Annotated in this window: 24 protein-coding genes; 19 read left to right on the plus strand and 5 right to left on the minus strand. The window is 40.8% G+C overall.

Going from position 1 to position 22552, the window contains the following annotated elements:
- The first annotated feature begins 371 nt into the window (after positions 1–371).
- Positions 372–1973 (plus strand): sensor domain-containing diguanylate cyclase, encoded by a 1602-nt coding sequence (locus LCL89_RS16800; protein ID WP_224807050.1) that lies wholly within the window; start codon positions 372–374, stop codon positions 1971–1973.
- Between the two features lie 238 nt (positions 1974–2211).
- On the opposite strand, the gene LCL89_RS00220 is transcribed toward LCL89_RS16800, so the two are convergent.
- Entirely contained in the window at positions 2212–2691 is a 480-nt protein-coding gene (locus LCL89_RS00220) for a GAF domain-containing protein (RefSeq protein ID WP_318245590.1), read from the minus strand.
- 119 nt (positions 2692–2810) lie between these two features.
- Between LCL89_RS00220 and refZ the strand changes: the two genes are divergently transcribed.
- Complete coding sequence (gene refZ / locus LCL89_RS00225) at positions 2811–3413, plus strand: forespore capture DNA-binding protein RefZ (protein ID WP_224807051.1); 603 nt, start codon at positions 2811–2813, stop codon at positions 3411–3413.
- Here refZ and hisJ read toward each other — a convergent pair.
- The gene (gene hisJ, locus LCL89_RS00230) at positions 3396–4205 is read right to left on the minus strand and encodes a histidinol-phosphatase HisJ (protein WP_224807052.1); all 810 of its coding nucleotides are present in this window, start codon (positions 4203–4205) and stop codon (positions 3396–3398) included. The two genes, refZ and hisJ, sit on opposite strands and share 18 nt — an antisense overlap.
- A 161-nt stretch (positions 4206–4366) precedes the next feature.
- Between hisJ and ezrA the strand changes: the two genes are divergently transcribed.
- The 5 genes from ezrA to LCL89_RS00255 all read left to right on the plus strand — a co-directional run bounded on the left by ezrA (position 4367) and on the right by LCL89_RS00255 (position 10651).
- Positions 4367–6058, plus strand: a complete 1692-nt coding sequence (gene ezrA, locus LCL89_RS00235; protein ID WP_224807053.1) for a septation ring formation regulator EzrA — start codon at positions 4367–4369, stop codon at positions 6056–6058.
- 11 nt (positions 6059–6069) lie between these two features.
- Positions 6070–6399, plus strand: coding sequence for a hypothetical protein (locus LCL89_RS00240; RefSeq protein ID WP_224807054.1), 330 nt, complete (start codon positions 6070–6072; stop codon positions 6397–6399).
- A 123-nt stretch (positions 6400–6522) separates the two neighbouring features.
- On the plus strand, positions 6523–7671 hold the full coding sequence (locus LCL89_RS00245) for a cysteine desulfurase family protein (RefSeq protein ID WP_224807055.1): 1149 nt from the start codon (positions 6523–6525) through the stop codon (positions 7669–7671).
- Positions 7668–8873: a tRNA uracil 4-sulfurtransferase ThiI gene (thiI, locus tag LCL89_RS00250; RefSeq protein ID WP_224807056.1), complete on the plus strand. Its 1206-nt coding sequence runs from the start codon at positions 7668–7670 to the stop codon at positions 8871–8873. The genes LCL89_RS00245 and thiI overlap by 4 nt, the downstream gene beginning before the upstream one ends.
- 185 nt (positions 8874–9058) lie before the next feature.
- On the plus strand, positions 9059–10651 hold the full coding sequence (locus LCL89_RS00255) for an amidohydrolase (protein WP_224807057.1): 1593 nt from the start codon (positions 9059–9061) through the stop codon (positions 10649–10651).
- Positions 10652–10771: 120 nt separating this feature from the next.
- Here the strand turns inward: LCL89_RS00255 and LCL89_RS00260 are convergent, their stop codons facing one another.
- Complete coding sequence (locus tag LCL89_RS00260) at positions 10772–11575, minus strand: NAD kinase (RefSeq protein ID WP_197316719.1); 804 nt, start codon at positions 11573–11575, stop codon at positions 10772–10774.
- A 120-nt stretch (positions 11576–11695) separates the two neighbouring features.
- Here LCL89_RS00260 and LCL89_RS16715 point away from each other — a divergent pair, with 120 nt between their 5' ends.
- From LCL89_RS16715 to LCL89_RS00280, 5 genes are all read left to right on the plus strand, one after another.
- The gene (locus tag LCL89_RS16715) at positions 11696–11818 is read left to right on the plus strand and encodes a hypothetical protein (RefSeq protein ID WP_263620624.1); all 123 of its coding nucleotides are present in this window, start codon (positions 11696–11698) and stop codon (positions 11816–11818) included.
- Positions 11815–12804, plus strand: a complete 990-nt coding sequence (locus tag LCL89_RS00265) for a class I SAM-dependent methyltransferase (RefSeq protein ID WP_224807058.1) — start codon at positions 11815–11817, stop codon at positions 12802–12804. Before LCL89_RS16715 ends, LCL89_RS00265 begins: the two co-directional genes overlap by 4 nt.
- A 126-nt stretch (positions 12805–12930) precedes the next feature.
- Positions 12931–14121 (plus strand): acetate kinase, encoded by a 1191-nt coding sequence (locus tag LCL89_RS00270; protein ID WP_224807059.1) that lies wholly within the window; start codon positions 12931–12933, stop codon positions 14119–14121.
- Between the two features lie 106 nt (positions 14122–14227).
- Positions 14228–15058: an EcsC family protein gene (locus LCL89_RS00275; protein WP_197316716.1), complete on the plus strand. Its 831-nt coding sequence runs from the start codon at positions 14228–14230 to the stop codon at positions 15056–15058.
- Between the two features lie 2 nt (positions 15059–15060).
- Positions 15061–15573, plus strand: a complete 513-nt coding sequence (locus tag LCL89_RS00280) for a MogA/MoaB family molybdenum cofactor biosynthesis protein (RefSeq protein WP_224807061.1) — start codon at positions 15061–15063, stop codon at positions 15571–15573.
- A 34-nt stretch (positions 15574–15607) separates the two neighbouring features.
- Here the strand turns inward: LCL89_RS00280 and LCL89_RS00285 are convergent, their stop codons facing one another.
- The gene (locus LCL89_RS00285; protein ID WP_224807063.1) at positions 15608–16066 is read right to left on the minus strand and encodes a universal stress protein; all 459 of its coding nucleotides are present in this window, start codon (positions 16064–16066) and stop codon (positions 15608–15610) included.
- A 119-nt stretch (positions 16067–16185) separates the two neighbouring features.
- Between LCL89_RS00285 and LCL89_RS16720 the strand changes: the two genes are divergently transcribed.
- On the plus strand, positions 16186–16311 hold the full coding sequence (locus tag LCL89_RS16720) for a hypothetical protein (RefSeq protein WP_263620625.1): 126 nt from the start codon (positions 16186–16188) through the stop codon (positions 16309–16311).
- 39 nt (positions 16312–16350) lie between these two features.
- Here the strand turns inward: LCL89_RS16720 and LCL89_RS00290 are convergent, their stop codons facing one another.
- Positions 16351–17682, minus strand: a complete 1332-nt coding sequence (locus LCL89_RS00290) for a purine-cytosine permease family protein (RefSeq protein ID WP_224807065.1) — start codon at positions 17680–17682, stop codon at positions 16351–16353.
- Between the two features lie 104 nt (positions 17683–17786).
- Here LCL89_RS00290 and LCL89_RS00295 point away from each other — a divergent pair, with 104 nt between their 5' ends.
- The 6 genes from LCL89_RS00295 (at position 17787) to LCL89_RS00320 (ending at position 22354) form a co-directional block, all read left to right on the plus strand.
- Positions 17787–18545: an SDR family oxidoreductase gene (locus tag LCL89_RS00295; RefSeq protein WP_224807067.1), complete on the plus strand. Its 759-nt coding sequence runs from the start codon at positions 17787–17789 to the stop codon at positions 18543–18545.
- A 141-nt stretch (positions 18546–18686) separates the two neighbouring features.
- Positions 18687–19805, plus strand: coding sequence for an alanine dehydrogenase (gene ald / locus LCL89_RS00300; RefSeq protein ID WP_224807070.1), 1119 nt, complete (start codon positions 18687–18689; stop codon positions 19803–19805).
- Positions 19806–20016: 211 nt separating this feature from the next.
- Complete coding sequence (locus tag LCL89_RS00305; protein ID WP_449768874.1) at positions 20017–20511, plus strand: DUF4178 domain-containing protein; 495 nt, start codon at positions 20017–20019, stop codon at positions 20509–20511.
- A 13-nt stretch (positions 20512–20524) separates the two neighbouring features.
- The gene (locus LCL89_RS00310; protein ID WP_197316709.1) at positions 20525–21193 is read left to right on the plus strand and encodes a PspA/IM30 family protein; all 669 of its coding nucleotides are present in this window, start codon (positions 20525–20527) and stop codon (positions 21191–21193) included.
- Positions 21194–21265: 72 nt separating this feature from the next.
- Positions 21266–21940, plus strand: coding sequence for a DUF4247 domain-containing protein (locus LCL89_RS00315; RefSeq protein WP_224807073.1), 675 nt, complete (start codon positions 21266–21268; stop codon positions 21938–21940).
- Positions 21941–21958: 18 nt separating this feature from the next.
- Positions 21959–22354 carry a DUF350 domain-containing protein gene (locus tag LCL89_RS00320; RefSeq protein WP_197316707.1) on the plus strand — a complete coding sequence of 132 codons (396 nt, stop codon included), beginning with the start codon at positions 21959–21961 and terminating at the stop codon, positions 22352–22354.
- The last annotated feature ends 198 nt before the right edge of the window (positions 22355–22552 follow it).

Raw genomic sequence — 22552 nt, forward strand, 5'->3', positions numbered from 1 at the left:
AAATATGGAACAAAATCTCTATATATGTTGAAAAAGTGATCTTTATACCAGTAAAAGGAAGTTAGTAATGGTACAATATACATAACGATTAGAGAGACGGGTGAATGAAGATGACTATGCAACCCTATGACAATCAAATCCTACCTTTATTTAAACAGAACCTATTCAATATGTTTCTCAGCAAGACTGATTTTTCTTTTGATCGATGTGTTTCAGACCTTTCCAGGCATGTGAAGAACACTTTTCAGGCAGAATTTTGTTCATTTTATTTTTTTAACGAATGGACTGGGGATTATCATCTTCATAAAATTGATGACAGATTTTCCGGTTTATTGTGTGACCGTGTAGCGTTTACTGAAAAAGATATGAACGTGGTTAAGGAATGGGAAAAAAGAATCGTCGTCGGAGCGACGGATTTACACATGGTGGCTTTTCCGCTGGGTTCAGATGGCAAATACACAGGATTTATTGTAGTCGGGTTTGATGAAGCCAATCAACGACAGGCGTCACTTTTGAATCTTTCCATTGATGAAATTACAAAATTCGTAAACAAAATGATTCGTTTTTCTGCTTCAATGGAAGAAACCAGGAAAAACGAGCTTTTATATACGACCGCTTCTAAATTCCATTCGTTCATTGATACAAATGAGATTTTGCACGAAATCATAATCACTTTACAACGCATATATCCAGAGTTCCATTATTGTCTGCTGGTTTCACAAGATTACACATTAGACGAAGGATTACCTGTAAAACAACTGGCTTATGATAACGGCTCGAAAACCAGTGCGAGCATGAAAGCTTATTTAAGTGGTGACTTTCAGATAGAAGACCGCACAAGTGAAGGGAAGTCATACTTATTTGCACCTATAAGAGGAAGACAAGGTGTATATGGAGTGCTGCAAGTCGATGCCAAACGGTATTTGAATTTTCCTGATAAGGTCATAGATTTCTTCGTTTCTTTAGCCAAGACAGCAGGGGATGCGTTAGAAAATGCCCATTTGTACCAGCAGTCAAGGAAATTGAATGACGATTTGCAATTGATCAACTCTACTTCGCACCACTTGAATTCGAATATGTGTTTGAATGATAAAATCGAATTTATGTCAAAAAAAATAAAGGATTCATTTCAAGCGGATGAAGTATCCTTCTTCTGTTTCGAAGAAGAAAGTGGAGGATCCAATTACAAAGTGCTGGAAGGTAGCACAAGCTACTTTTCCTCCGTTGAAGCGAAGAGATTCGTTACAAGCATAAATTCTCTCGTAAAAGCACAGAAAGAGCCTTTATTTATTGGAGATTTATCGGAAAGTACAAGCCTTAAATTTATAAACAAATGGTCTGTCATGGCTGTTCCTATGACAGATTATGAACAATTTGAAGGTTTGGCCCTTGTTATTCGAAAAAAGCCTTACTTTTTCACGTTCGATGACTTCAAATTGTTACAATCTCTCGTTCAACATTCTACTCTGGCTTTCGCAAATTCTTTACTTAGAGAAAAGCTTGAAAAGAATATCATTACGGATTATTTGACTCAATTGCATTCGAGGTATCACTTAGACCAATGCATCGAAAAACATTTGTCAGAGGATGACCGAGGTCATTTCTTGTTGTTTGATATCGATAATTTCAAACAAGTCAATGATTGCTACGGCCACCAAACGGGCGATGAAGTCCTCAGGCAGGTAGCAGATGCCATTACAAGAAAATTGGGGTCCGAAGGGCTGGCTGCAAGATGGGGTGGAGAAGAGCTTGCTATTTATTTGCCTCATATGCCTTCTGAGGAGGCAGAAGCCTTAGCTGAAAGTATCCGTAAGGAAGTTTCTGAACATAGCAGTCCTCGTGTCACTGTATCTGGAGGGATGGTTTCCTGGTCTAGAGAGAGTAAGGCTGATGCTAAAGAAATATTCCAAGAAGCTGACACAGCGCTATATGAAGCGAAAAAAACCGGAAAGAATGTAATCGTATTCTCTTGAATTTTTGTATGGTCTAAGTGGTGGAGTGGCCGCTTCCTAATGTTTATTCAAAAGAGATATCGATGTCTTCTGCAGACCCTGCAAGAAATACTGAAATGTTAGATGATTTAATGGTCTTCTAGATTATGAGGAATTTCCTTTAATCTAGGAGACCTTTTTTTATTAACTTATGGAGAGTAAATAATCTGCCGGGAAACATCCCGGCAGATTATTATGAATCATTGTTAATATTGGTTGCTTATAAGTGTGGTATGAGAGTATCGACGAACGCTTTCAAATTGATTTCGTCTGTTTCATCGAAGCGGTCTTTGGACGGACTGTCGATATCAAGGACACCATGGATCTTGCCATTTTTGATGATCGGTACGACAATTTCGGACTGGGTGGCTGCATCACAAGCGATGTGCCCCGGGAATGCATGAACGTCTGCAACACGCTGGACTGCCTTCTCAGCAACGGCTGTCCCGCACACACCTTTGCCGGATGGGATTCTTACGCAGGCAGGAAGACCTTGAAAAGGCCCTAAAACCAGCTGATCTTCTTTCCATAAATAAAAACCTACCCAATTCACATCTTCTAAAAATTGATTTAGTAATGCTGAAGCATTTGATAAATTAGCAATTCCATCGCTTTCATCCTCAATGAGAGCCTTCAATTGCTTTAATAATAAGTCATAACCTTCTTGTTTCGTACCTGAGTATTGCATTTGTTGGAACATAATTGCACTCCTTTATCTATTATTCGACAAATACTTTGCAGGAAGTGTCGGTATTTGGTGTACGTTTATAGCAGGAAAACCCACAGAAACACAGAATTTGTTTCTAAGGGGGAAAAATAATGAACCGACAGAATGTAACACGCGATAAAGTTTTAGATGTAGCTTGCCGCTTGTTTTACAGCAATGGTTTTAAAGGTACATCCGTCAGAGATATTGCTAAAGAAGCAAATGTGAATGTTTCTTTGATTTCCTATTACTTCAATAGCAAACAGGGATTGTTCGAATCCTTGGCTGTCAGTTATTTTGAACCTTACCTTGAAATCTTAGAAAATGAGCAACTATCGGAAGTAGATTTCACAATAGATTCTTTAGTTAGAAAAATACTACATTATAAACAAACCAATTATCAACTATCTTGTTTATTATATAGAGAATTATCTTTGAACACGATATTCGCCAAAGAAATGCTTGTGACTTATTTAGCAAAAGAGAATCATCTATTCTCCCAGCTGCTTTTTCAAAAATCGTCACATCGTGAAATCAATTACAAGGAAAAACTATGTTTACTACAATTCAAAGGTCTGCTTAACGCGCCTTTCATGATGCCTAATGATTTTATGGACCCTTATTTTACGGAAGCCTCCATTAATCACTTTGTTAAGGTGTACAGCGAGTTGATGTCAAACTATAAATCAGTCCAAAAATTAGCGGCTAGAGTGTAGCAGGTCCACATCTATTTGTTCATAACCTTGTTTCAAACCAGACGCGGTGTGTGCGTCAGATCCATAAACTAACGGAATCCCCATTGATGAAGCTTCCCTTGCAAGGTGAACGGGAGGGTAGGTTTCCAGACAATGGGGCTTTTGTGTTCCTGCCCCGTTATAGTCGAGAGAATAATTCATCTCCTTAACGTATTTCATGAAATCGCCGGCCATTGTTTCCCACCCGTCCGGGCTTGGGTAAAGCAATTGGAATTTACGTATGAGAGTCATGTGACCAATGCGAGTTGGTTTATAATTCCCCAGTTCTGCTTCCATTGATTTATATAAGGTTTGGAAATACCTTTCATATAGTGAATGAATGGAACCGAAATCGTTCAGTGCTGCTTGAAACATGGATGGGCTGAAGTCAATGCAGTACCATTGTTCAGCTCCTTTTAGAAAATGGACCGATAATATACTGGCATCTAATTCCGGGCCATACTCATTCAGGAATTTCTCGGTTTCTTTTTCATACCCTTCAATGTAATCCACTTCAAATCCCGCATTAATTTCAATATCTTTCCTGTATTCATATTTCAGCTGCTTGATTTCCTTTAAATAATCGGGTACATCATGGCGGGACATTCCGCTGTCTTTATCAGGAACAGGATCCGAGAAGGATTCTGGCAGCGGCGCATGCTCTGTGAATGTCATGGACTGATAGCCGAGCTGAATAGCCTTTTCGATATAGTCTTTAAAGCTGTCTTTACTTCCATGAGGGCAAAAGGGAGTATGGATGTGACCATCTTTCATAGAGCAGATCTTCCTTTTCGTTAGAATTTTTTGTCAACATACTAATAAATTTGAAATATTTTAGCCAAAAACGTTATTTACATGGTATCATAATAGACAATTAACTAATATTTCGAAACGTAATACATCCGTTGGTTATGTATTTTGTAAGGAGGCTGTTTATGAAGTACGTCGTTGGGGCTATAGTGCTGCTGATAGCACTCATTATCGTAGGATTAATCTGGCGTAAAAAAATCTATGATGAAGTCGATCGTCTCGAGGGATGGAAGATGGACATCATGAACAGGAGGGTTACAGAAGAGCTTTCAAAGGTCAAGAATTTAAACTTGTCTGGTGAAACACAAGAAAAGTTTGAAGCTTGGCGTGAACGTTGGGATGCGATTTTAACGAAGGAGTTACCGGGGTTAGAAGAGGATCTGTTTGATGCTGAAGAAGCGGCTGATAAATACCAATGGAAACGAGTTAAAAAAGTTTTGGCTGAGACGGAGCAGAAACTTCAACTCGTGGAAGCCGACATTCAAAGCATGTTTGAAGAGCTCGAAGACTTATTGGATTCTGAAAAGAACAGTAGAATTGAAATTGAGTCGATTGAACCTGAATTGAAAGATATAGCTAGAAGCCTTATACAAAATCGACACCAATACGGGAATGCGGTGCAAATTTTTGAAGAACGGGTCACCTCATTGCAGAAGGAATTAAAACATTACGATGAATTAACAGAAGAGGGCAATTATATAGAGGCGAATGAATTAGTCCAGTCCATCCGCACAAAATTGCTTGCCCTTCAGGAAGATGTTGAACAATTCCCAGATCGTTATAAAAAAGCTAGATCTGAATACCCTGACCTCCTTAAAGAACTTAAGAACGGATTAGATGAGATGGAAGAGGAAGGATATAGAATTTCTCATTTGAAACTGATGCCTGAAATACATAAGTACGAAGCATCATTGAAATCCTGTGTGACAAGGTTAGAGCAGGGAGACCAAACAGATGTGGAAGACCTGCTTGCTGAAATCGAATCCAGAATACAGGAAATCTATCAAATGTTGGAGAAGGAAGCGATTGCTCACAATTATGTCGAGAAGCAGTACGCTCCACTTTTGTCCCAATTGGAAACGTTGGAGTATGTCATAGGTGAGACGGAAAGAGAATTGGAAGAAATTCAATATGCTTACCAACTGGGAGATGAAGACTTAGAGTCTTATCGTGGGTTGAAATCGTGGTTCAATCAAATGAAAAATAAAATGTACAGTCTTGATCATAAAAGAGAAGATGGTACTACTGCTTTCACAGAAATTAGAGAACAACTGGAGAATACTCAATTACAATTGAGTGAACTTCAGGATAAACATCAACAATTCAATGAACGCGTTCAAAACCTTCGTAAAGATGAGGTGGATGCGAAAAAAACACTCTCCAAAATGGAAAAAGACTTATTGGAGACGCACCGCCGTTTGAAACGCAGCAACATCCCAGGAATTCCTTCCAGCATTTATGAAGATATGAAAGAGACAAGCGATAGAATTGATATAGTCTTTCAGAGTTTAGAAAAACAACCGCTGGATATGACTGAAGTGAGTAAGAATCTAGAAGAAGCAGCGCTTCTTTCTGATCACCTGCACGCCAACGCAGAGGCAGTATTGGAAAAAGCCTATATTACTGAGCGTATGATCCAACATGGAAACAGATATAAAAGCAGATATCCATTGTTGGCTGCTAAGCTTCTGGAGGCGGAAAAAGAGTTTCGATCCTATGAATATGATTCGGCCTACGAATTGACTGTTGAAGCTCTGAAGGAAGTGGATCCCGGAGCTGTGGAACGCATTGAACAAGATGAAAAAGTACTTGTGTAGGAAGTGGTAAGATGAAAAAATGGGTCATAATAGGGATGGGATTTTCTACCATGGTGGTTTGGGTACTTGTTCTGTTCGTGTTGTTTAGACCATTGGAACCTTCTACACTTGCTTCCCTGCACAGCTACTCAGAAGTGTCTTTAACCGTTCACGAAAAAGATGCAGGAAAGATCATGAGTTCTCGATATGACTCTCTTGATAAAGAACAGGCGCCGGAACAGGAAGTACCTACTGTTATCGGAGAACGAATAATCACCGAAAACTGGATCAAGGATGTAACTGAAGATGGGAGATTGAGTATAGATACACTACTGGACTCCCTTCAGTTGAAAGATTCGTAAATGAATTGCACGAAAAAAGAGCAACCCTCGGGTTGTTCTTTTTTATGGTGAGAGGTATTTCTTTTATCGACATGTTATGATAAAATTATGGACTGCAATTTGTAGAAAAGGAGATCGAAACCCATGATCTATTTAGATAACAGCGCTACCACCCACCCTTTGCCTGAAGTACTTGAAAGTTTTCATAAAGTAGCGGACAGGTATTATGCTAATCCGTCTTCTGTCCATCGTTTTGGCAGTGAAGCGGAGTATTTATTACAACAATCAAGGAAACAGGCGGCTCAATTACTGAATGTGGATGTATCTGAGGTCATTTTCACATCAGGTGGTACAGAAGGTAATAATATGGCAATCAAAGGAATTGCATTGCAGCATCAATCAAGAGGGAAGCATATGATTACCTCTAAAGTTGAACATCCTTCTGTAATGGAAGCTTTTCGAGCGTTGGAATCTCTGGGTTTTGAGGTCGATTATTTAGATGTAGATGCTGAAGGAAGAGTAAATCCACAACAAGTTGAATCAGTAATTAGAAAAGATACGATTCTTGTAAGTATCATGTCCGTTAATAATGAACTAGGAACGGTTCAACCGATAGAAGCTATTGGAAGTATACTGAAAGATTATCCTAAAGCCTTTTTCCATGTCGATCATGTCCAAGGACTTGGGAAAATTGATCTCCCACTGAAAGAAGCTGGAGTTGATTTATGCACACTTTCAGGTCATAAGATACATGGACTGAAAGGTACAGGGGCACTTATTGCTCAAAATCATGTTTCGCTTTTTCCTTTGTTACACGGGGGAAGCCAAGAACATGAACAACGGGCAGGTACTGAAAATTTACCTGGCACAGTAGCTTTCGTCAAGGCGCTGAGGTTAATAGAAGAAAATCGGAAACAGAAAATAAATAAACTGAAGTCCTTAAGGCAACACTTATGGAATGAAGTGGAGCGGATTGAACAGGTAGTCATCAATTCACCCAAACAAGGAGCTCCACATATCGTGAATTTTTCCCTTCCAGGTTATAAACCGGAAGTGGTTATTCATGCCTTGGGAGAGAAAGATATATTCATTTCTACAAAGTCCGCCTGTTCTTCAAAACAACCAGACGTCAGTTCAGTCCTGAAGGCTTGTCGTTTAGATCATGACTTGACCACGTCTGCGTTGAGAGTAAGCTTGTCTTACCAAAATACTGAAGAAGAAATCGACGTTTTTATAGATACATTGAAAAAAGTTATTGAAAGACTACAACCCACAATGGAGAGATCGAGATGAATTTCAATCATATATTAATCAGATACGGAGAAATGGCTTTGAAAGGAAAGAACCGTCATCTTTTTGAACAAAAGCTACAAAGCAATTTGGCATCGAAGTTGAAGCCTTTCCCAGCTGCGAGAATTAAAAAAACTCGTGGGCGTATGTATGTTCTACTGAATGGTGAAGACCCTCATGATGTCATGGAGCATTGTCAGCAGGTGTTCGGCATCCATAGTTTGAGCTTTGCTGTTCAAGTAGAAAAAGAAGAGGAACAATTGAAAGAAGCGGTTATGCTGGCTTTCAATGATGCTCAGAATGCAAAGACATTCAAAATATCATCTAAGCGCACAGATAAAGAATTTCCGATTAAATCCGCCGAACTCAACCCTATGTTAGGCGGATATATATTGCGTAACACGGAAGGGGTCACAGTGGATGTTCACGACCCTGATGTAGAAATTAAAGTGGAAGTACGTCATGATGCCGCTTATATTACAGCACAAGATTACCCCGGTGCAGGCGGGCTGCCCGTCGGGACCACAGGAAAATCACTGCTCATGTTATCAGGAGGTATAGACAGCCCTGTCTCAGGGTATTTGACTATGAAACGCGGGGTAGCCATTGAAGCCATTCATTTCCACTCCCCTCCTTACACAAGTGATAGAGCGAAGCAGAAAGTCTTGGACCTGGCTAATGAATTGTCGAAGTATGGAAAGAAGATTAACGTGCATGTTGTACCTTTCACAGCTATCCAGCAGAAAATCCAACGCGAAATGCCGGAAGGATACAGTATGACAATCATGCGACGGATGATGATGCGCATTAGTGAAAAACTAGCCCATAAACAGGATATTCTATCTATTACAACGGGAGAGAGCCTCGGACAGGTCGCCAGTCAAACGATGGAAAGCATGAACACTATAAATGAAGTGACTAACTATCCGATCATCCGTCCACTCGTTTCCATGGATAAGTTGGAAATCATCGATATCGCCAGAAAAATAGGAACCTATGATATTTCCATCCGACCTTATGAGGATTGCTGTACAGTATTCGTTCCGAAAGCACCGAAAACAAAACCGACGCGTAAAAATGCCAACTACTATGAAGAAAAAGTAGATTTTAATGAGGATATTGAAAAAGCCCTTGAAGAAACTTATGTCATACAAGTTAATGAGGCTGAAAATAAAACAAAAGATCAATTTGATGACTTATTATAATTTCTTCCCTGTCACTTACTAGTGGCAGGGGATTTTTTATTAGAGGTGCTCTTTTTCTATTCTCGGTTTCAACGATTCCCTGCTCATAAAGCTTTAACACATTACTGATTGAATTACTCAAGGTGTTCACGTAGCCTTTATGTGGAAAGTGTGATATATGTAGAACTAAATTAAAGAAAGGGTGGATGGATGTGAAACTATGGTATGGTGGGAAAATATACACGATGAAAACAGAAGGTGAATGGGTGGAATCTGTGGTGACTGATCGGGGTACGATTGTTGGAGTGGGACAAACCCAGGAACTATATGATAAATATAAAGATAAAATCGAAACAGAATATGATTTAAAAGGCGCGGTCATGTACCCTGGTTTTACAGATAGTCATCTTCATATAATTGGACACGGTGAGCGGTTGATGCGTCTGGATTTATCTTTCATGAAGTCAGCCGAAGAAGTGAAGCAGGCTTTGAAACAACATACCGAGCAGTTGAACCCCGGGGAATGGATCATCGGTGATGGCTGGAACGAAAATCAGTGGGAGGAAAAGAGAATTATACATAAAGATGAATTGGATGCCATTTCATCCGATCATCCTATGATGCTCACAAGGGTTTGTCGACACGCAGTGCTTGCAAATACAAAAGCCATGAACCTTGCAGGAATCACAAAAGATACAGCAGATCCACAAGGTGGTGTAATTGAACGTGATGATCAAGGAGAGGCGACTGGTTATTTCCATGATCAGGCTCAAGAAATGATCAAAGATGCTATGCCTGAAGTCACTCCTGACTATTTACGAAAAGCCATCAAGTTAGCTGTCCATGATATGCATACGTATGGACTGGTCGGCGGCCACAGTGAAGATTTGAATTACTATGGAGGTTTCAAAAAGACGTACGATGCCTTTACGGATGTCATCCAAAGAAGTGGTCTGAAATTCAGAGCTCATCTACTTGTCCATCACAAAGTAATCGAGGATGTCGATGCTGAAGAACTTGGTTATAAACAAGGGACAGAATTTGTAGAGCTTGGTCCTTTGAAAATTTTCTCGGATGGAGCTTTAGGGGGAAGGACCGCTTGGCTTACAGAGAGTTATTCGGATGCTCCTGATAAATACGGTGTGGCGATCCACACAAATGAGGAACTGGAAGCGCTTGTGTTGGAAGCAAGAAAAAGGGATATGCCCGTAGCCGTCCATGCAATAGGGGATGGGGCGGTAGAAGCTGTAGCAGATGCGATTGCTGCTCACCCGTTGAAAAACGGGGAAAGGGACCGTATTATTCATGCGCAAATCCTGAGACCAGAGCTTATAGAGAAATTAAGAAAAATGGACATCGTTCTTGATATACAACCGACTTTTGTAGCCTCGGATTTTCCGTGGGTCATCGAGAGGATAGGGAATGTCCGCTTGAAAAATTCCTACTCATGGAAAACGCTTCTGGATGCAGGTATCAGGTGTGCGGGTGGTTCGGATGCACCGATTGAAGAAATCAACCCTCTGTTAGGAATCAGAGCAGCAGTCGATCGTAGAGCTACGTATGATAATCAAGTGTATCAGACAGAAGAAAGGTTATCCGTATTTGAAGCCATTTCTCTCTATACTAAAGGTAGTGCACAAGCCATTTCACGTGAAGATTCTCAAGGGATCATCGAAGAAGGATTCAGTGCAGACTTTACGGTACTCGATAGGGATTTATTTGCATTGAAATCACATGAGCTGGCTGATGCTAATGTGACGATGACGGTTGTTGATGGCGATATCGTGTATCAAAGGTAAAAGTTTCGAGCTCTCTTGAGGGTTCAACATCGCCACAAAAGAAGCTTGCGGCACGAATTCATGATTGAATAATAGACCAAAAATAAAAGCCGGGCTTGTATAAAGCCCGGCTTTTTTATCTTATAGGAAAGTTCGTTTGACTCGATCCCAGTAGGTATTGTTTTTAAGTTTTACTGTTCTAATGACATGATCACTAAGTTTGATCGTCAACTCTTTAATGTTACGTATGGAATATGCTTCATTATCCAATCCGATAATCGGATGATCGTTACCATCTTGTCGGACATTGAGGGTTAATGCTCTCTCTCCGCTCAGTATAAAGGACGATCCTAATGTCCGGAAGCGGTTGTTGTTTAGTGAAGCCAGCTCACTTACCTGGAAGCAGGGAAGTTTTGGATCGACAACCGCTCCTTGGACGGATTTGTTGTAACCGGTGCTTCCTGTAGGAGTTGCCACAATCAACCCATCCCCACGGAACGTCTCAAAATGAAGATCATCGATGTAAACGTCGATATCAATCGATTTGATCAGAGTAGAACGGACACTGCATTCATTCAGACAGTGGTAGGTAGATTCATTATTTACAGTGGCTTCAATGACCGGGAATTTTCGTACTTCTACTTCAGCGTTTCTCATGGATGCAACCATCTCATCATGATCATCTATGTCAAAATCGCAATACAAACCGGCTTCATTTTTACTCCGTACGCCTACGTATAGACAATCCTGTCTGAAGCCAGTCTTTCTTACCGCTTGTAAGAAGGTACCATCTCCACCAACAGCAACAATGATATTAGCGTCCTTGGAGTGTTCAACTATTTGGAATTCATTATCTCTCGCCAACTGAAATAATGGCTCGAGCTTCTCATCCAGTTCTTTGTTTGGGTGATAATAAAAGAATAAGTTTCTACGTTGATCAGACACGATTATTCCTCCTTTATAGGTGCTATTTTGCCATTTTATCATTTAAAATATGAAACCGCACACAATTTTCCTAAAAATCTGTATAATACTTGATTGTTGAATAGGAAGAAAGTTTTCGATATGGTTAATATAGAAACGTATGCAGGTGATGAAGGATATTCAATTGGCGCATTCTTGTTTGTCATGAAACGGATGCGTCAATTTGTTTTCAAGATCACGGAAGTGAAGGAGAATAACAAATGAAGCAAGAACATGTAGAAAAATTATTTCAATGGATTGATGAGACCTCTACTACAGTTTCTCACGATATGAACTTAACTTACTTAGAAGCGGTAGCTGAGACTTTAGATGTATTGTTCAATGACCGACCTTTCGAGGATATGAATAAAGAGCTCAGTACCAAACTTACGAATGAGTTGACCAAAATAAATAAAAATGACTTTGAAAAAGAAGAAGTCCGCAAGGCGGTACAGCTTGCCATCCTGAAAGGGATGAAAGGAGCTACCCAGCAACAGCACCTGATCACTCCAGATTCGGTCGCTATGTTTATGGGGTATCTGGCTTCGAAATTATTCGAAGGAAAAGAACAGCTGAAATTATTTGATTTAGCATCTGGTTCAGGTAACCTGCTTACTTCTGTCATGAACCAATTGGAGATGCCGCTGACAGCCTATGCAAGTGAAGTGGACCCTACGCTTATCCAGCTGGCGGTTGCGAATGCGAATCTGCAAAAAAACAATATAGAGTTTTTCCACCAGGATAGCTTACGCCCATTCTTGATGGAGCCGGTTGATTTTGTTTTAGCTGATCTACCCGTCGGATATTATCCTGATGATGTACAGGCAGCGAGGTATGAACTGAAATCGGATGAAGGTCATTCCTATGCCCACCATCTATTCATTGAGCAAGGTTTGAATTATGTCAAAGAAGGCGGCTATCTCATGTTCATCGTTCCGAACTTTTTATTTGATAGCGATCAATCAAAAAGTTTGAATGCTTTCTTGCGGGAACATGCTCATATCGTCGGAATGCTGCAATTGTCCGATTCATTATTCAAAAATGAAAAGCATGGAAAAAGTATCCTGATTTTACAAAAGAAAGGTCCAGAAACGAAAAAGCCTAAACAAGCTTTGCTGGTCAAACTGCCTTCCTTTAAAAACCCTGATGCGATGTCGGATATATTGGCTCAGATGAATCAGTGGTTCAGTGATTATAAAGCGACACAATAGTGAGAAAATAACGAATATAAGAAGTAAACGTTATCATTGCCCGATGAACTTGAAAATGACCAGAACGGGTGATTAAATGGTAATGGTAGAAACACACGAACCTAATCTTTAAGGGGTTGAGCAACTTTGAGTAATAAAATACTATCTATAAATGCTGGAAGTTCATCATTGAAATTCCAATTGATTGAAATGCCTGAAGAAGCGGTCATTACTAAAGGCTTGGTCGAGCGCATCGGCTTAGATGATGCAGTATTCACTATCGAGGTGGATGGTGAGAAGGATAAAACAATTGCAGATATTCCGGATCATGGAGTAGCAGTCAAAATGCTGCTTGATAAACTGACAAGCACCGGAATCATCAATTCACTTGATGAGATCAATGGTGTCGGGCACCGTGTCGTACATGGTGGAGAACGATTCAGTGAATCTGTTCTGATTAATGAAGAAGTCATCAATGAGATTGAAGAAGTATCGGATCTGGCACCTTTGCATAACCCTGCAAACTTGACTGGTATCCGTTCCTTCCGTGAAGTACTGCCAAATGTACCTCACGTAGCAGTCTTTGACACGGCTTTCCACCAGTCCATGCCGGAACAGTCTTACCTTTACAGCCTGCCTTATGAGTACTATGAGAAATATGGCATCCGTAAATACGGTTTCCACGGAACGTCACACAAATATGTATCTGAACGAGCGGCAGAAATGCTGGGCCGTCCTGTAGATCAGCTTCGACTGCTTTCCTGCCACTTAGGTAATGGCGCAAGTATTGCTGCTATTGAGGGTGGAAAGTCCATTGATACATCCATGGGATTCACACCCTTAGCAGGTGTGACGATGGGCACACGTTCAGGCAATATCGACCCAGCTTTGATTCCATTTATTATGGAGAAGACTGGGAAAACGGCGAATGAAGTTATGAATGTATTGAACAAGGAAAGTGGTATGCTTGCTCTTTCCGGATTCTCCAGTGACCTTCGTGATATCGAAGATCGTGCAGAAGAAGGAGACGAGCGTGCTGAATTAGCTCTCGAGGTCTTTGCTGCCCGTATTCACAAATATATCGGATCTTATGCTGCCCGTATGCACGGAATCGATGGCATCATCTTCACGGCTGGTGTAGGTGAGAACAGTACAGCGATTCGTGAACGAGTACTGAAAGGTCTTGAGTTTATGGGGGTTTATTGGGATCCTTCCTTGAACCAAGTCCGCGGGAAAGAAGCCTTTGTGAACTACCCGCACTCACCAGTGAAAGTCATGATCATTCCGACAAACGAAGAAGTCATGATTGCTCGTGACACTGTTGAAAAAGGATTATAATAATTAAAAAAGCAATTGTCAGCCTTTTCTGGTTGGCAATTGCTTTTTTTTGAAGATTCAGGCTACAATTAAAGAAACGGTTTATCGGATGAGGGGAGTGGTCATGATGTCACAACAAAGAGTACATACTGATGTGAAAAAATGGTTGAAGCAATATCAAAATTATCAAGCCAACGATTTTGAAAGAGTTTATGACGATTGGATGCACCAGACGTTTGACAATATGGATCCAGGTATTAAAGAGAAGTTTTTTTCTAAGCTGGATACATGGTTTTTCCACACTCATGCTTTTTTACAAGGGACGTCCTTTCAAATGGATGCTAGGGAACGCATCCTCACACTGGGCAGGGTTTTTGCAGAAAATGTAGATACGATTGAAGATCTTCAATCCGAATTGACGGTTGATCAACTGACTTACATAGCCAATCAACAAATTACACGCGGGAGACTTTACTCATTTGCTCAAGGGGGGCTGACCGGAACAGGAGGATGGCTTTTGCTTGGGCTGGATTACCCTCTGATGATGTTGATGAATATCAGAGCCGTTCAACTGGTAGGCCTGACTTTTGGTCATGAAATGAACCATCCTTATGAAATGATGATTTCCTTGAAAGTGTTTCATGCAGCCACTCTACCAAAACGATTACAGGCAGCTGCCTGGAGAGATTTAATGGATGAGGTTGAACGTAAAGAGAATCCTTTCATATTTGATGGTGATGACCAGCTGACCAATGAAGCCTGGCTTGAACAGCCCATTAAACAAGGGTTCAAGTCTTTATTCATACTGATGTTCAGAAAAAAAATATTTCAAGGGGTCCCGTTCATTAGTATTGCTATAGGTGCCTACTCCAATTATCAGTTGACAAAACAAGTAACTGACTTTGCTATGAAGTTTTATCAATATCGACACTTGAAAATGAAAGAAGGAGAGCTTTAACAATGTCTGTCAGCGAACACAAAAAACAGGCGCCTGGTAGCGTGAGATGTACAGTTATTACAGTGAGTGATACGAGGACATTAAATACAGACAAAAGCGGTCATTTAATGATGGAGTTTTTGGAAGCTGACAATCACCATGTCATTGAATATTCTATAATCAAAGATGATTATGATCATATTGTTGAAACAGTGAAATCAGCTGTCGAAAATTCAGAAGTTGATGCGGTGATATTGAATGGAGGGACCGGCATTTCAAAAAGAGATGTATCGGTTGAGGCCGTTCAATCCGTACTTACTAAAGAAGTTCCAGGGTTTGGAGAATTGTTCAGAATGCTGAGCTATAAAGAAGACATCGGCACTGCCGCTATTTTATCACGCGCTGTAGCCGGGGTCTGTGAAACTACTGCAGTTTTTTCCATCCCTGGTTCAAGCGGTGCAGTAAAACTTGCAATGAACCGCTTGATTCTTCCGGAACTGCCCCACATCATACATGAAATTAAAAAAGACCAGTAAAAACCGCCTTATCATAAGAGAAGGCGGTTTTATATCACTCTTCGGGGGGTTTTTGGTCCGGACGTACAACGAGGACATCACATGTAGCATAACGAGTGATGTGCTCTGACACACTACCGATGAAAAACCGCTCCATTGCGCTCAGACCGGTAGCTCCACAAATAATTAAATCTGCTTTATGTTTCGGAGCCATATCTTTGGCGATTTTAACTTTAGGAGATCCATATTCAATGTCAATCGCCACCTTTGTCACTCCTGCTTTTTCAGCTTTCTGCTGGTATTCGTTGAGGAGGTCCGAGGCATATTGCTCTGCACGCACAGCCAGGGAACGATCATAAGCTTCTACAGTTGCGAAGGCACGTGTGTCGACAACGTGTGCAAGAATCAATTTAGCATCATTACGATTGGCGATATCAATTGCTTTGTTGAAAGCAACCTCAGCCGTTTCTGATCCATCTACAGCAACTACAATATCCTTATACTCAAATGTCATAATGGATGTCCCCTTTCTATTCGCTTACATTTATTATAACATGTTCCAATTCAACATAGACCAACTGTTAACAGCATATTTTGACTGGTTTTGTAAAGATTAATAGCGGAGGTGAAGAAATGGGAAAGAAACCTAAAAATCCGATAGAACAAGAGCTGGCTGGAGAACAACAGCTGCTTTCTGCATTGAATGAAAGTTATCGTTCCGATCAAGAAGTGGAAAGAAAAGAAAAACCAAATAAATAAATGAATCCCCATTACCTTGAAGGTGATGGGGAGTTTTAATCAATCAACGTTAACATAGCCAAAGCGTTTCATAATGAGAGGATACAGTACAAAGATCGATAGAAAGGTCACGAAGCCAGGGGATACTTCATTAGGCAGCACGAAGTAAAGAATACAACCTGTTCCTATTGTGACTAATGCCCACGGGTTGATACCGGTGGTTCTTGTCAATTGTTCTAATGATTTTCCAGTAAGTGTTGATCTTTTTACGATTATATAGTCACTCACAATAACGGCTGAAATGGGGATGATCAATCCGCCTAGTAAAGATATAAAGGCTTCTGCCTCATTTACAAGGGCCGGAAACCCACTTAGAATGACTCCTGAAATCCCAAAAATCATTGCGCTTTTGATCCTCGACAAAGAACTGAAGGTATTCAGCAGACTATATCCACCAGTGTAAGCATTACTGATATTGATAGATATCATTGAAATAATGGCTGTTAGCGTAATAATGGAAATCAAAATGACGGATTCCGTTTGATTGCTGGCTGATACATAAGGGTTTATATTTTGAAATAGATAAGCAGAGGCACACCCGATCACTGCTGTAATAAAGAAGCCGATACTGTTTCCGATAAACAATCCAAAAAAACCATGTTTCGGGGACTTTGCATATCTGGTCATATCAGCTGAAGCACTGACCCCGGACACATATTGAACGAAGGCCAGACTTGAAAAAAACACCATGCTCATTATTGAACCTTCGAATGCGCTGTTGTGAAGCACGTACCATGAAGTGGAGGCTTCGTTTGTAGTAAAGTAAATATAAAGTATAGTCGCTTCTCCAAGAATGAGAAAAGGAAGAAAGTATGTCGTCGCTTTTTTTACTGCATCAAATCCGATGACTGCAAGAAGCACCATAAGGGTTGAGAGCGGAAGAGAGAGGAAAATGAATGGAATTTCATTTCCAGTCATCCTTAAAAATAATTGCTGTAGAACATACGTCCCTCCTATCGTTTGGACGCTGAACCAATAAAGAGAGGTAATACTCCGAATTGGAGAAGATAAAAACCGAGCTCCTTGTACCCCGAGCATCGATCGGATTGCATACTGGGCCGGTATTCCCAAACGTGCCCCAGGTAAAGATAAATAAGAAACGAAAAGGAAACCGAAACATGCTCCGATACTTGTGGCTGTAACCGCGCTCCAGAAAGACAAGCCGCCTTCCAGTACAGCCAGCGCAGGGATCAAAAAGTTGCCGGCATTAGCGGCAATAGCGATCTGAATGAAGGCATATTGATACCAGGCGGTTGTTCTCATATGCTCGGGTACAGCTTCCAGCCCATAGGTTTCAAGGGTTCTTTTTTTAGGTGAAGTTGAGTCAATCATGACTTGCACGTCCTTTCTGCCGAACTAATTGTACAGAACGAACATTACTATGTAAATATATCCGGTTCTCTATATACTCATAAACGTCGTAGGAGGAATGAACAATGAGACATGCCATTATAACTGCAGGGTCCAAAGGATTGGGGAAAAAGGTCACGGAGCGCTTTCTCAAAAATGGAGTGTCCGTAACCATCACTTATAGATCAGATAAAAATAAAGCTTTGAAGCTTTTTGAGGAGTTTTCTTCAAAAAAACATATGATTCAAATTATTCAAGCGGATGTTACTAAGAAAGAAGATTTGAAAAGGATCGTTGATGAAACGGTAAAACGGTTCGGAAGGGTGGATTACTTAGTAAATAATGCCGGTCCCTATATTTTTGAGAGGAAGAAACTGATGGATTATTCCTCAGATGAGTGGGATGCTATGGTCAAAGGAAACTTAGATGCTGTTTTCTATTTATTGAAAGAAGTTGTTCCGCTCATGAGAAAACAAAAATTCGGTCGTATTATCAATTACGGATTTCAGGGGGCAGGCTCAGCCTCGGGCTGGATTTACCGTTCGGCTTTTGCGGCAGCAAAAGTCGGTTTAGTTTCGTTGACGAAAACGATCGCTTTTGAAGAAGCAGAACATGGAATTACGTCCAATATGATTTGCCCGGGAAATATCACTGGAAAATGGAAAGAGTCTGATATATCGGATGCCAAAGGTATAAGGGATGAGGAGACACCGATCGGAAGACCGGGAACTGGTGAGGATATAGCAAAAACTGTGGAGTTTTTGTGTCATGAAGATTCAGATATGATCACCGGAACTGTTTATGAGGTTACAGGCGGTTTGGATGTGATCCACAGATACCGTTAACTGGTGTATTTCTTCGTGTGATTTGTTACAATGAAAAGGGTTTCAATAATTTTTTCTCCCCCTTAGTAATTATTCCATGTTATAGTTTTAGCAGAAGTGGGAGATTTCAATAGAAAGAGTGAATTGGGAGGTTGAAAGATCATGAAAATTGGTGTACCTAAAGAGATCAAAAATAACGAAAATCGAGTAGCGATGACTCCAGCTGGTGTCATTACGCTGAAGAATGCCGGTCATGAAGTGTACGTAGAGACTGAAGCCGGTCTCGGTTCTAGTTTTACTGATGAACAGTACAAAGAAGCTGGCGCTACAATTGTCTCTACAGCTAAAGAAGCTTGGAGTCAGGAAATGGTCATGAAGGTGAAGGAGCCTCTTCAAGAAGAATATGATTATTTTTATAACGGGCTGATTTTATTCACTTACCTTCACTTGGCACCAGAACCAGAACTGACAAAAGCTTTGGTTGAAAATAATGTAGTCGCAATCGCTTATGAGACTGTCCAAGCATCTAACGGGTCTCTTCCATTGTTGACTCCGATGAGTGAAGTGGCTGGAAGAATGGCCTCCCAAATCGGAGCACAATTCTTAGAAAAGTCTCATGGTGGAAAAGGGATTCTCCTTGGAGGTATTCCGGGCGTGCGCAGAGGCCGTGTAACCGTCATCGGTGGTGGTGTCGTCGGAACAAACGCTGCTAAAATTGCCATGGGTCTTGGAGCGGATGTAACAATCATCGATTTGAATCCAGAACGGTTACGTCAATTGGATGATATCTTTGGTTCCGATATCAATACGTTAATGTCCAACCCATTGAATATTCATGAAGCATTATCTGAGTCAGATTTAGTTATCGGGGCGGTACTAATCCCTGGTGCAAAAGCTCCTAAATTAGTTAAGGACGAAACGGTACAGGCTATGAAAGAAGGTTCTGTAATTGTAGATGTTGCGATCGACCAGGGTGGAATTTTTGAAACGACCGACAGGATTACTACTCATGACAACCCTACATATGAAAAACACGGGGTTTTACACTATGCAGTAGCGAACATGCCTGGTGCGGTACCTAGAACTTCAACCATCGGCTTGACTAACGTGACGGTTCCTTATGCGTTGCAATTGGCGAATAAAGGGTACAAAAAAGCTTGTCAGGACAATGAAGCGTTGTTCAAAGGTATCAATACATTGGACGGTTACGTGACTTATAAAGCAGTAGCAGAAGCTCAAGGTCTTGAGTATGCGGATGCCAGAGACCTTATCAACAAGTAAAATGATTGAAGAAAACAGCAGATTCTGATCTGCTGTTTTTTTATTCAAAGGTCTGTTGTTTTTCCAATATGCCTGAGTATATCCTCCTGTATGTGATAGAATGGGAATGAATGAAATGAAAAAAATGAAACCTTAATGAAATTCAACCGTACATACAGGTACACAAGGTCATAACTGAAGGGGTGGTGAAAAGTTGGGTTTCTTTTCTAAGTTGTTTTCAAATCAAAAAAAACAAACGTCTGACGTCGAAGAACGCACTGTACTCAATATTCAAATCGGTGATATCGTCACATTTGATCTTGTGGATTACGAAGTGGTGGGGAAAATCACTTACCGTGATGGTTCCTATGAATGGTACGCGTATCAATTGTTAGAGGGTAACCAAACGAAATGGCTGGCAGCTGAAATGGATGATGAACTGGAATTGGGCATTTATGAAACCGTCAAATTACCGATTGATCAACCTTACCCTGAGAAAGTCGAATATGATGGGGCGGTTTATTTGAAAGACGAAGAGGGAGAAGCGAGAGTGACCGGGGAAGGTAGAAGTAAGAATATCAATGGTCGTACGACTCGTTATGCAGACTATATTTCCGAGGATGAAGAAACTTATTTAAGTGTAGAATCCTGGGGCAGTGAAACAGAGGTCAGTGTCGGTCATGACATTGAATCATATGAGATAAAAATTATTGCAGGTTCAAAATAAGGAGGAACAATATATGTTTAAATTTTTCAAAAGAGTGAAGACAGTCGTAGGTTCAGAGCTTAATGCCATGCTTGATAAAGCAGAAGATCCAGTGAAAATGCTCGATCAATTCATGCGTGACATGGAAAATGATATCCGCGAAGCGGAAAGTGCAGTCGCAACTCAAATCGCGAATGAAAAAATGTTGAAGCGTAAATACGATGATGCGCAAGCTCTTGCTGATAAACGAATGCAACAGGCGGAGAAAGCGATTGAAGCGAATAATGAGGACCTTGCAAGACGTGCGCTGGAAGATAAGAATAACCATCAGGAACAGGCTGCCCAATTGAAAGAATCGTGGGAGCGTGCACAAAAGGATTCTGATCAACTTCGTCAGAAACTGGATGAAATGAAAAAAGAATATCAAGAGATGAAATTGAAGAAAGACTCTTTAAAAGCAAGAGCCGAGTCAGCTAAAACACGTACGAAGATGAATCGCACCATGTCCAATATTGGTGGAGATGAATCCCGTCAAGGATTTGAACGTATGGAAGAAAAAGTTATGAAATACGAAGCAGAAGCAGAAACAAGTGAAGATATGTCTTCTGCCAGCCGTTCACTTGATGATGAGTTCGAGGAACTTGACAAAAAAGATAGTGTAGATGATGAACTGGCCGAATTGAAGAAAAAAATGAATAAGTAAACCTGTGACGAGAGGAATCGTGCCTGACCATTGGTTAGGCACGACTTATTCTGTGAGAAAGGGGGATTTTTCTTGAGAGAATTTGGAGGTATGATTGTCGTAGGAGTCATTGCAGTCATTTTACTCTTTACTATGTTTGGAAATAATGATGATCAAATGAGAGGGATGTCAGGCTCATATACAGAAGATACATACAATGATTTACCAGATGAGCCAAGCCGTGCTGAGATTTTAAAAAACGTTAAAGAATCAAAGGCGAACTCAATCGAGCAGCTGGTCCAAAATAACTTTCCTCTGTTGGATACCATTCGTACAGATCAGGGCATTTCACGGATATACATGACGAGAGAGTTGACCTTGCCGGAAGTTGCAGAAAGTCTAAAAGGCGCGATCAAACCAGTAGAAGTTAGTGAACAGGTAGAAAGCAGACAAGCGCTGATTTATCCTGAACACTTTGTAATCATCCAAGAAAGCCAGGAAGAGCCAGGTCTTGTAACGATAGAACTTGCAAGTGATCAATTCGTAAAAAACAATTACTCTCCCGGCTTTTTCGAAGGCATGCTCGCCTATTATATATTAGATGAAGTGCTGGATGTAGATGATTGGTTCAAAAAACGTAAACGGTCATGTCGGCAGACCGGGGACTGCTACGGCGGTTATGGTATGTATGGAAGTTATAATTCAGGAGGATCCGGATCCCTGCGTGGATCATCAAACCGTGGTGGAGGTCCTGGATCAGGAAAATAATAAAGGAGGGGACTAATAATGGGTCCATTTTTAGCTACATTGGGGTATTTTGCTATAGCTATAGTAGTAGTAATCGTAGGGCTTGTAATATTTGAGTGGATGACTCGGCAATATAAAGACTGGGAAGAAGTCAAACAAGGAAACCAAGCTGTAGCGATGTCGATTTCAGGAAAGATCATCGGTATATGTATCGTGCTGGCATTTGCCATCTATCATTCGTTCACAGTGTGGGACACTTTAATCTGGGGAGCATATGGCGTGTTCCTTCAAATGATTGCCTACATGCTGTTTGAACTCTTTACGAGGAAGTTTTCAGTAGAAACGAAATTGAAAGAGAACAATACTGCAGTCGGTATCATTTCTGTGGGTGTTTCGATCGGTCTTGCCTTAGTCATCGGTGCTTCCATTACATAATGGACATGAGTGAGCCACTATGAAATCTTCATAGTGGCTTTTGTTAAAGTTTTTATAATTGGCTCTGTTAAAGTTTAGTGTTGATATATCCATCAAAAAAAGAGCATTACGAAATGTTTGTATGCGTGTAGGGCTCTGGGAAAAGGTTCGCTTTCCATGGGGCGGGCGCTGAGTCTCCTCAAGGAATAACGCCTTCCG

The organism is Halobacillus yeomjeoni, assembly GCF_020171525.1.
GTDB classification, from domain to species: Bacteria; Bacillota; Bacilli; order Bacillales; family Halobacillaceae; genus Halobacillus; species Halobacillus yeomjeoni.

What these genes read in the sequence shown, in the direction of transcription:
- refZ (WP_224807051.1), top strand. Translation starts at nt 2,811, where the DNA reads ATGAACCGACAGAATGTAACACGCGATAAAGTTTTAGATGTAGCTTGC.
- LCL89_RS16720 (WP_263620625.1), top strand. Translation starts at nt 16,186, where the DNA reads ATGGGAAAGAAACCTAAAAATCCGATAGAACAAGAGCTGGCTGGAGAA.
- LCL89_RS00285 (WP_224807063.1), bottom strand. Translation starts at nt 16,066, where the DNA reads ATGACATTTGAGTATAAGGATATTGTAGTTGCTGTAGATGGATCAGAA.
- LCL89_RS00290 (WP_224807065.1), bottom strand. Translation starts at nt 17,682, where the DNA reads ATGATTGACTCAACTTCACCTAAAAAAAGAACCCTTGAAACCTATGGG.
- ald (WP_224807070.1), top strand. Translation starts at nt 18,687, where the DNA reads ATGAAAATTGGTGTACCTAAAGAGATCAAAAATAACGAAAATCGAGTA.
- LCL89_RS00280 (WP_224807061.1), top strand. Translation starts at nt 15,061, where the DNA reads ATGTCTGTCAGCGAACACAAAAAACAGGCGCCTGGTAGCGTGAGATGT.
- LCL89_RS00310 (WP_197316709.1), top strand. Translation starts at nt 20,525, where the DNA reads ATGTTTAAATTTTTCAAAAGAGTGAAGACAGTCGTAGGTTCAGAGCTT.
- LCL89_RS00295 (WP_224807067.1), top strand. Translation starts at nt 17,787, where the DNA reads ATGAGACATGCCATTATAACTGCAGGGTCCAAAGGATTGGGGAAAAAG.
- LCL89_RS00240 (WP_224807054.1), top strand. Translation starts at nt 6,070, where the DNA reads ATGAAAAAATGGGTCATAATAGGGATGGGATTTTCTACCATGGTGGTT.
- LCL89_RS00265 (WP_224807058.1), top strand. Translation starts at nt 11,815, where the DNA reads ATGAAGCAAGAACATGTAGAAAAATTATTTCAATGGATTGATGAGACC.
- thiI (WP_224807056.1), top strand. Translation starts at nt 7,668, where the DNA reads ATGAATTTCAATCATATATTAATCAGATACGGAGAAATGGCTTTGAAA.
- LCL89_RS00255 (WP_224807057.1), top strand. Translation starts at nt 9,059, where the DNA reads ATGGATGTGAAACTATGGTATGGTGGGAAAATATACACGATGAAAACA.
- ezrA (WP_224807053.1), top strand. Translation starts at nt 4,367, where the DNA reads ATGAAGTACGTCGTTGGGGCTATAGTGCTGCTGATAGCACTCATTATC.
- LCL89_RS00245 (WP_224807055.1), top strand. Translation starts at nt 6,523, where the DNA reads ATGATCTATTTAGATAACAGCGCTACCACCCACCCTTTGCCTGAAGTA.
- LCL89_RS00320 (WP_197316707.1), top strand. Translation starts at nt 21,959, where the DNA reads ATGGGTCCATTTTTAGCTACATTGGGGTATTTTGCTATAGCTATAGTA.
- LCL89_RS16715 (WP_263620624.1), top strand. Translation starts at nt 11,696, where the DNA reads ATGGTTAATATAGAAACGTATGCAGGTGATGAAGGATATTCAATTGGC.
- LCL89_RS00275 (WP_197316716.1), top strand. Translation starts at nt 14,228, where the DNA reads ATGTCACAACAAAGAGTACATACTGATGTGAAAAAATGGTTGAAGCAA.
- LCL89_RS00220 (WP_318245590.1), bottom strand. Translation starts at nt 2,691, where the DNA reads ATGTTCCAACAAATGCAATACTCAGGTACGAAACAAGAAGGTTATGAC.
- hisJ (WP_224807052.1), bottom strand. Translation starts at nt 4,205, where the DNA reads ATGAAAGATGGTCACATCCATACTCCCTTTTGCCCTCATGGAAGTAAA.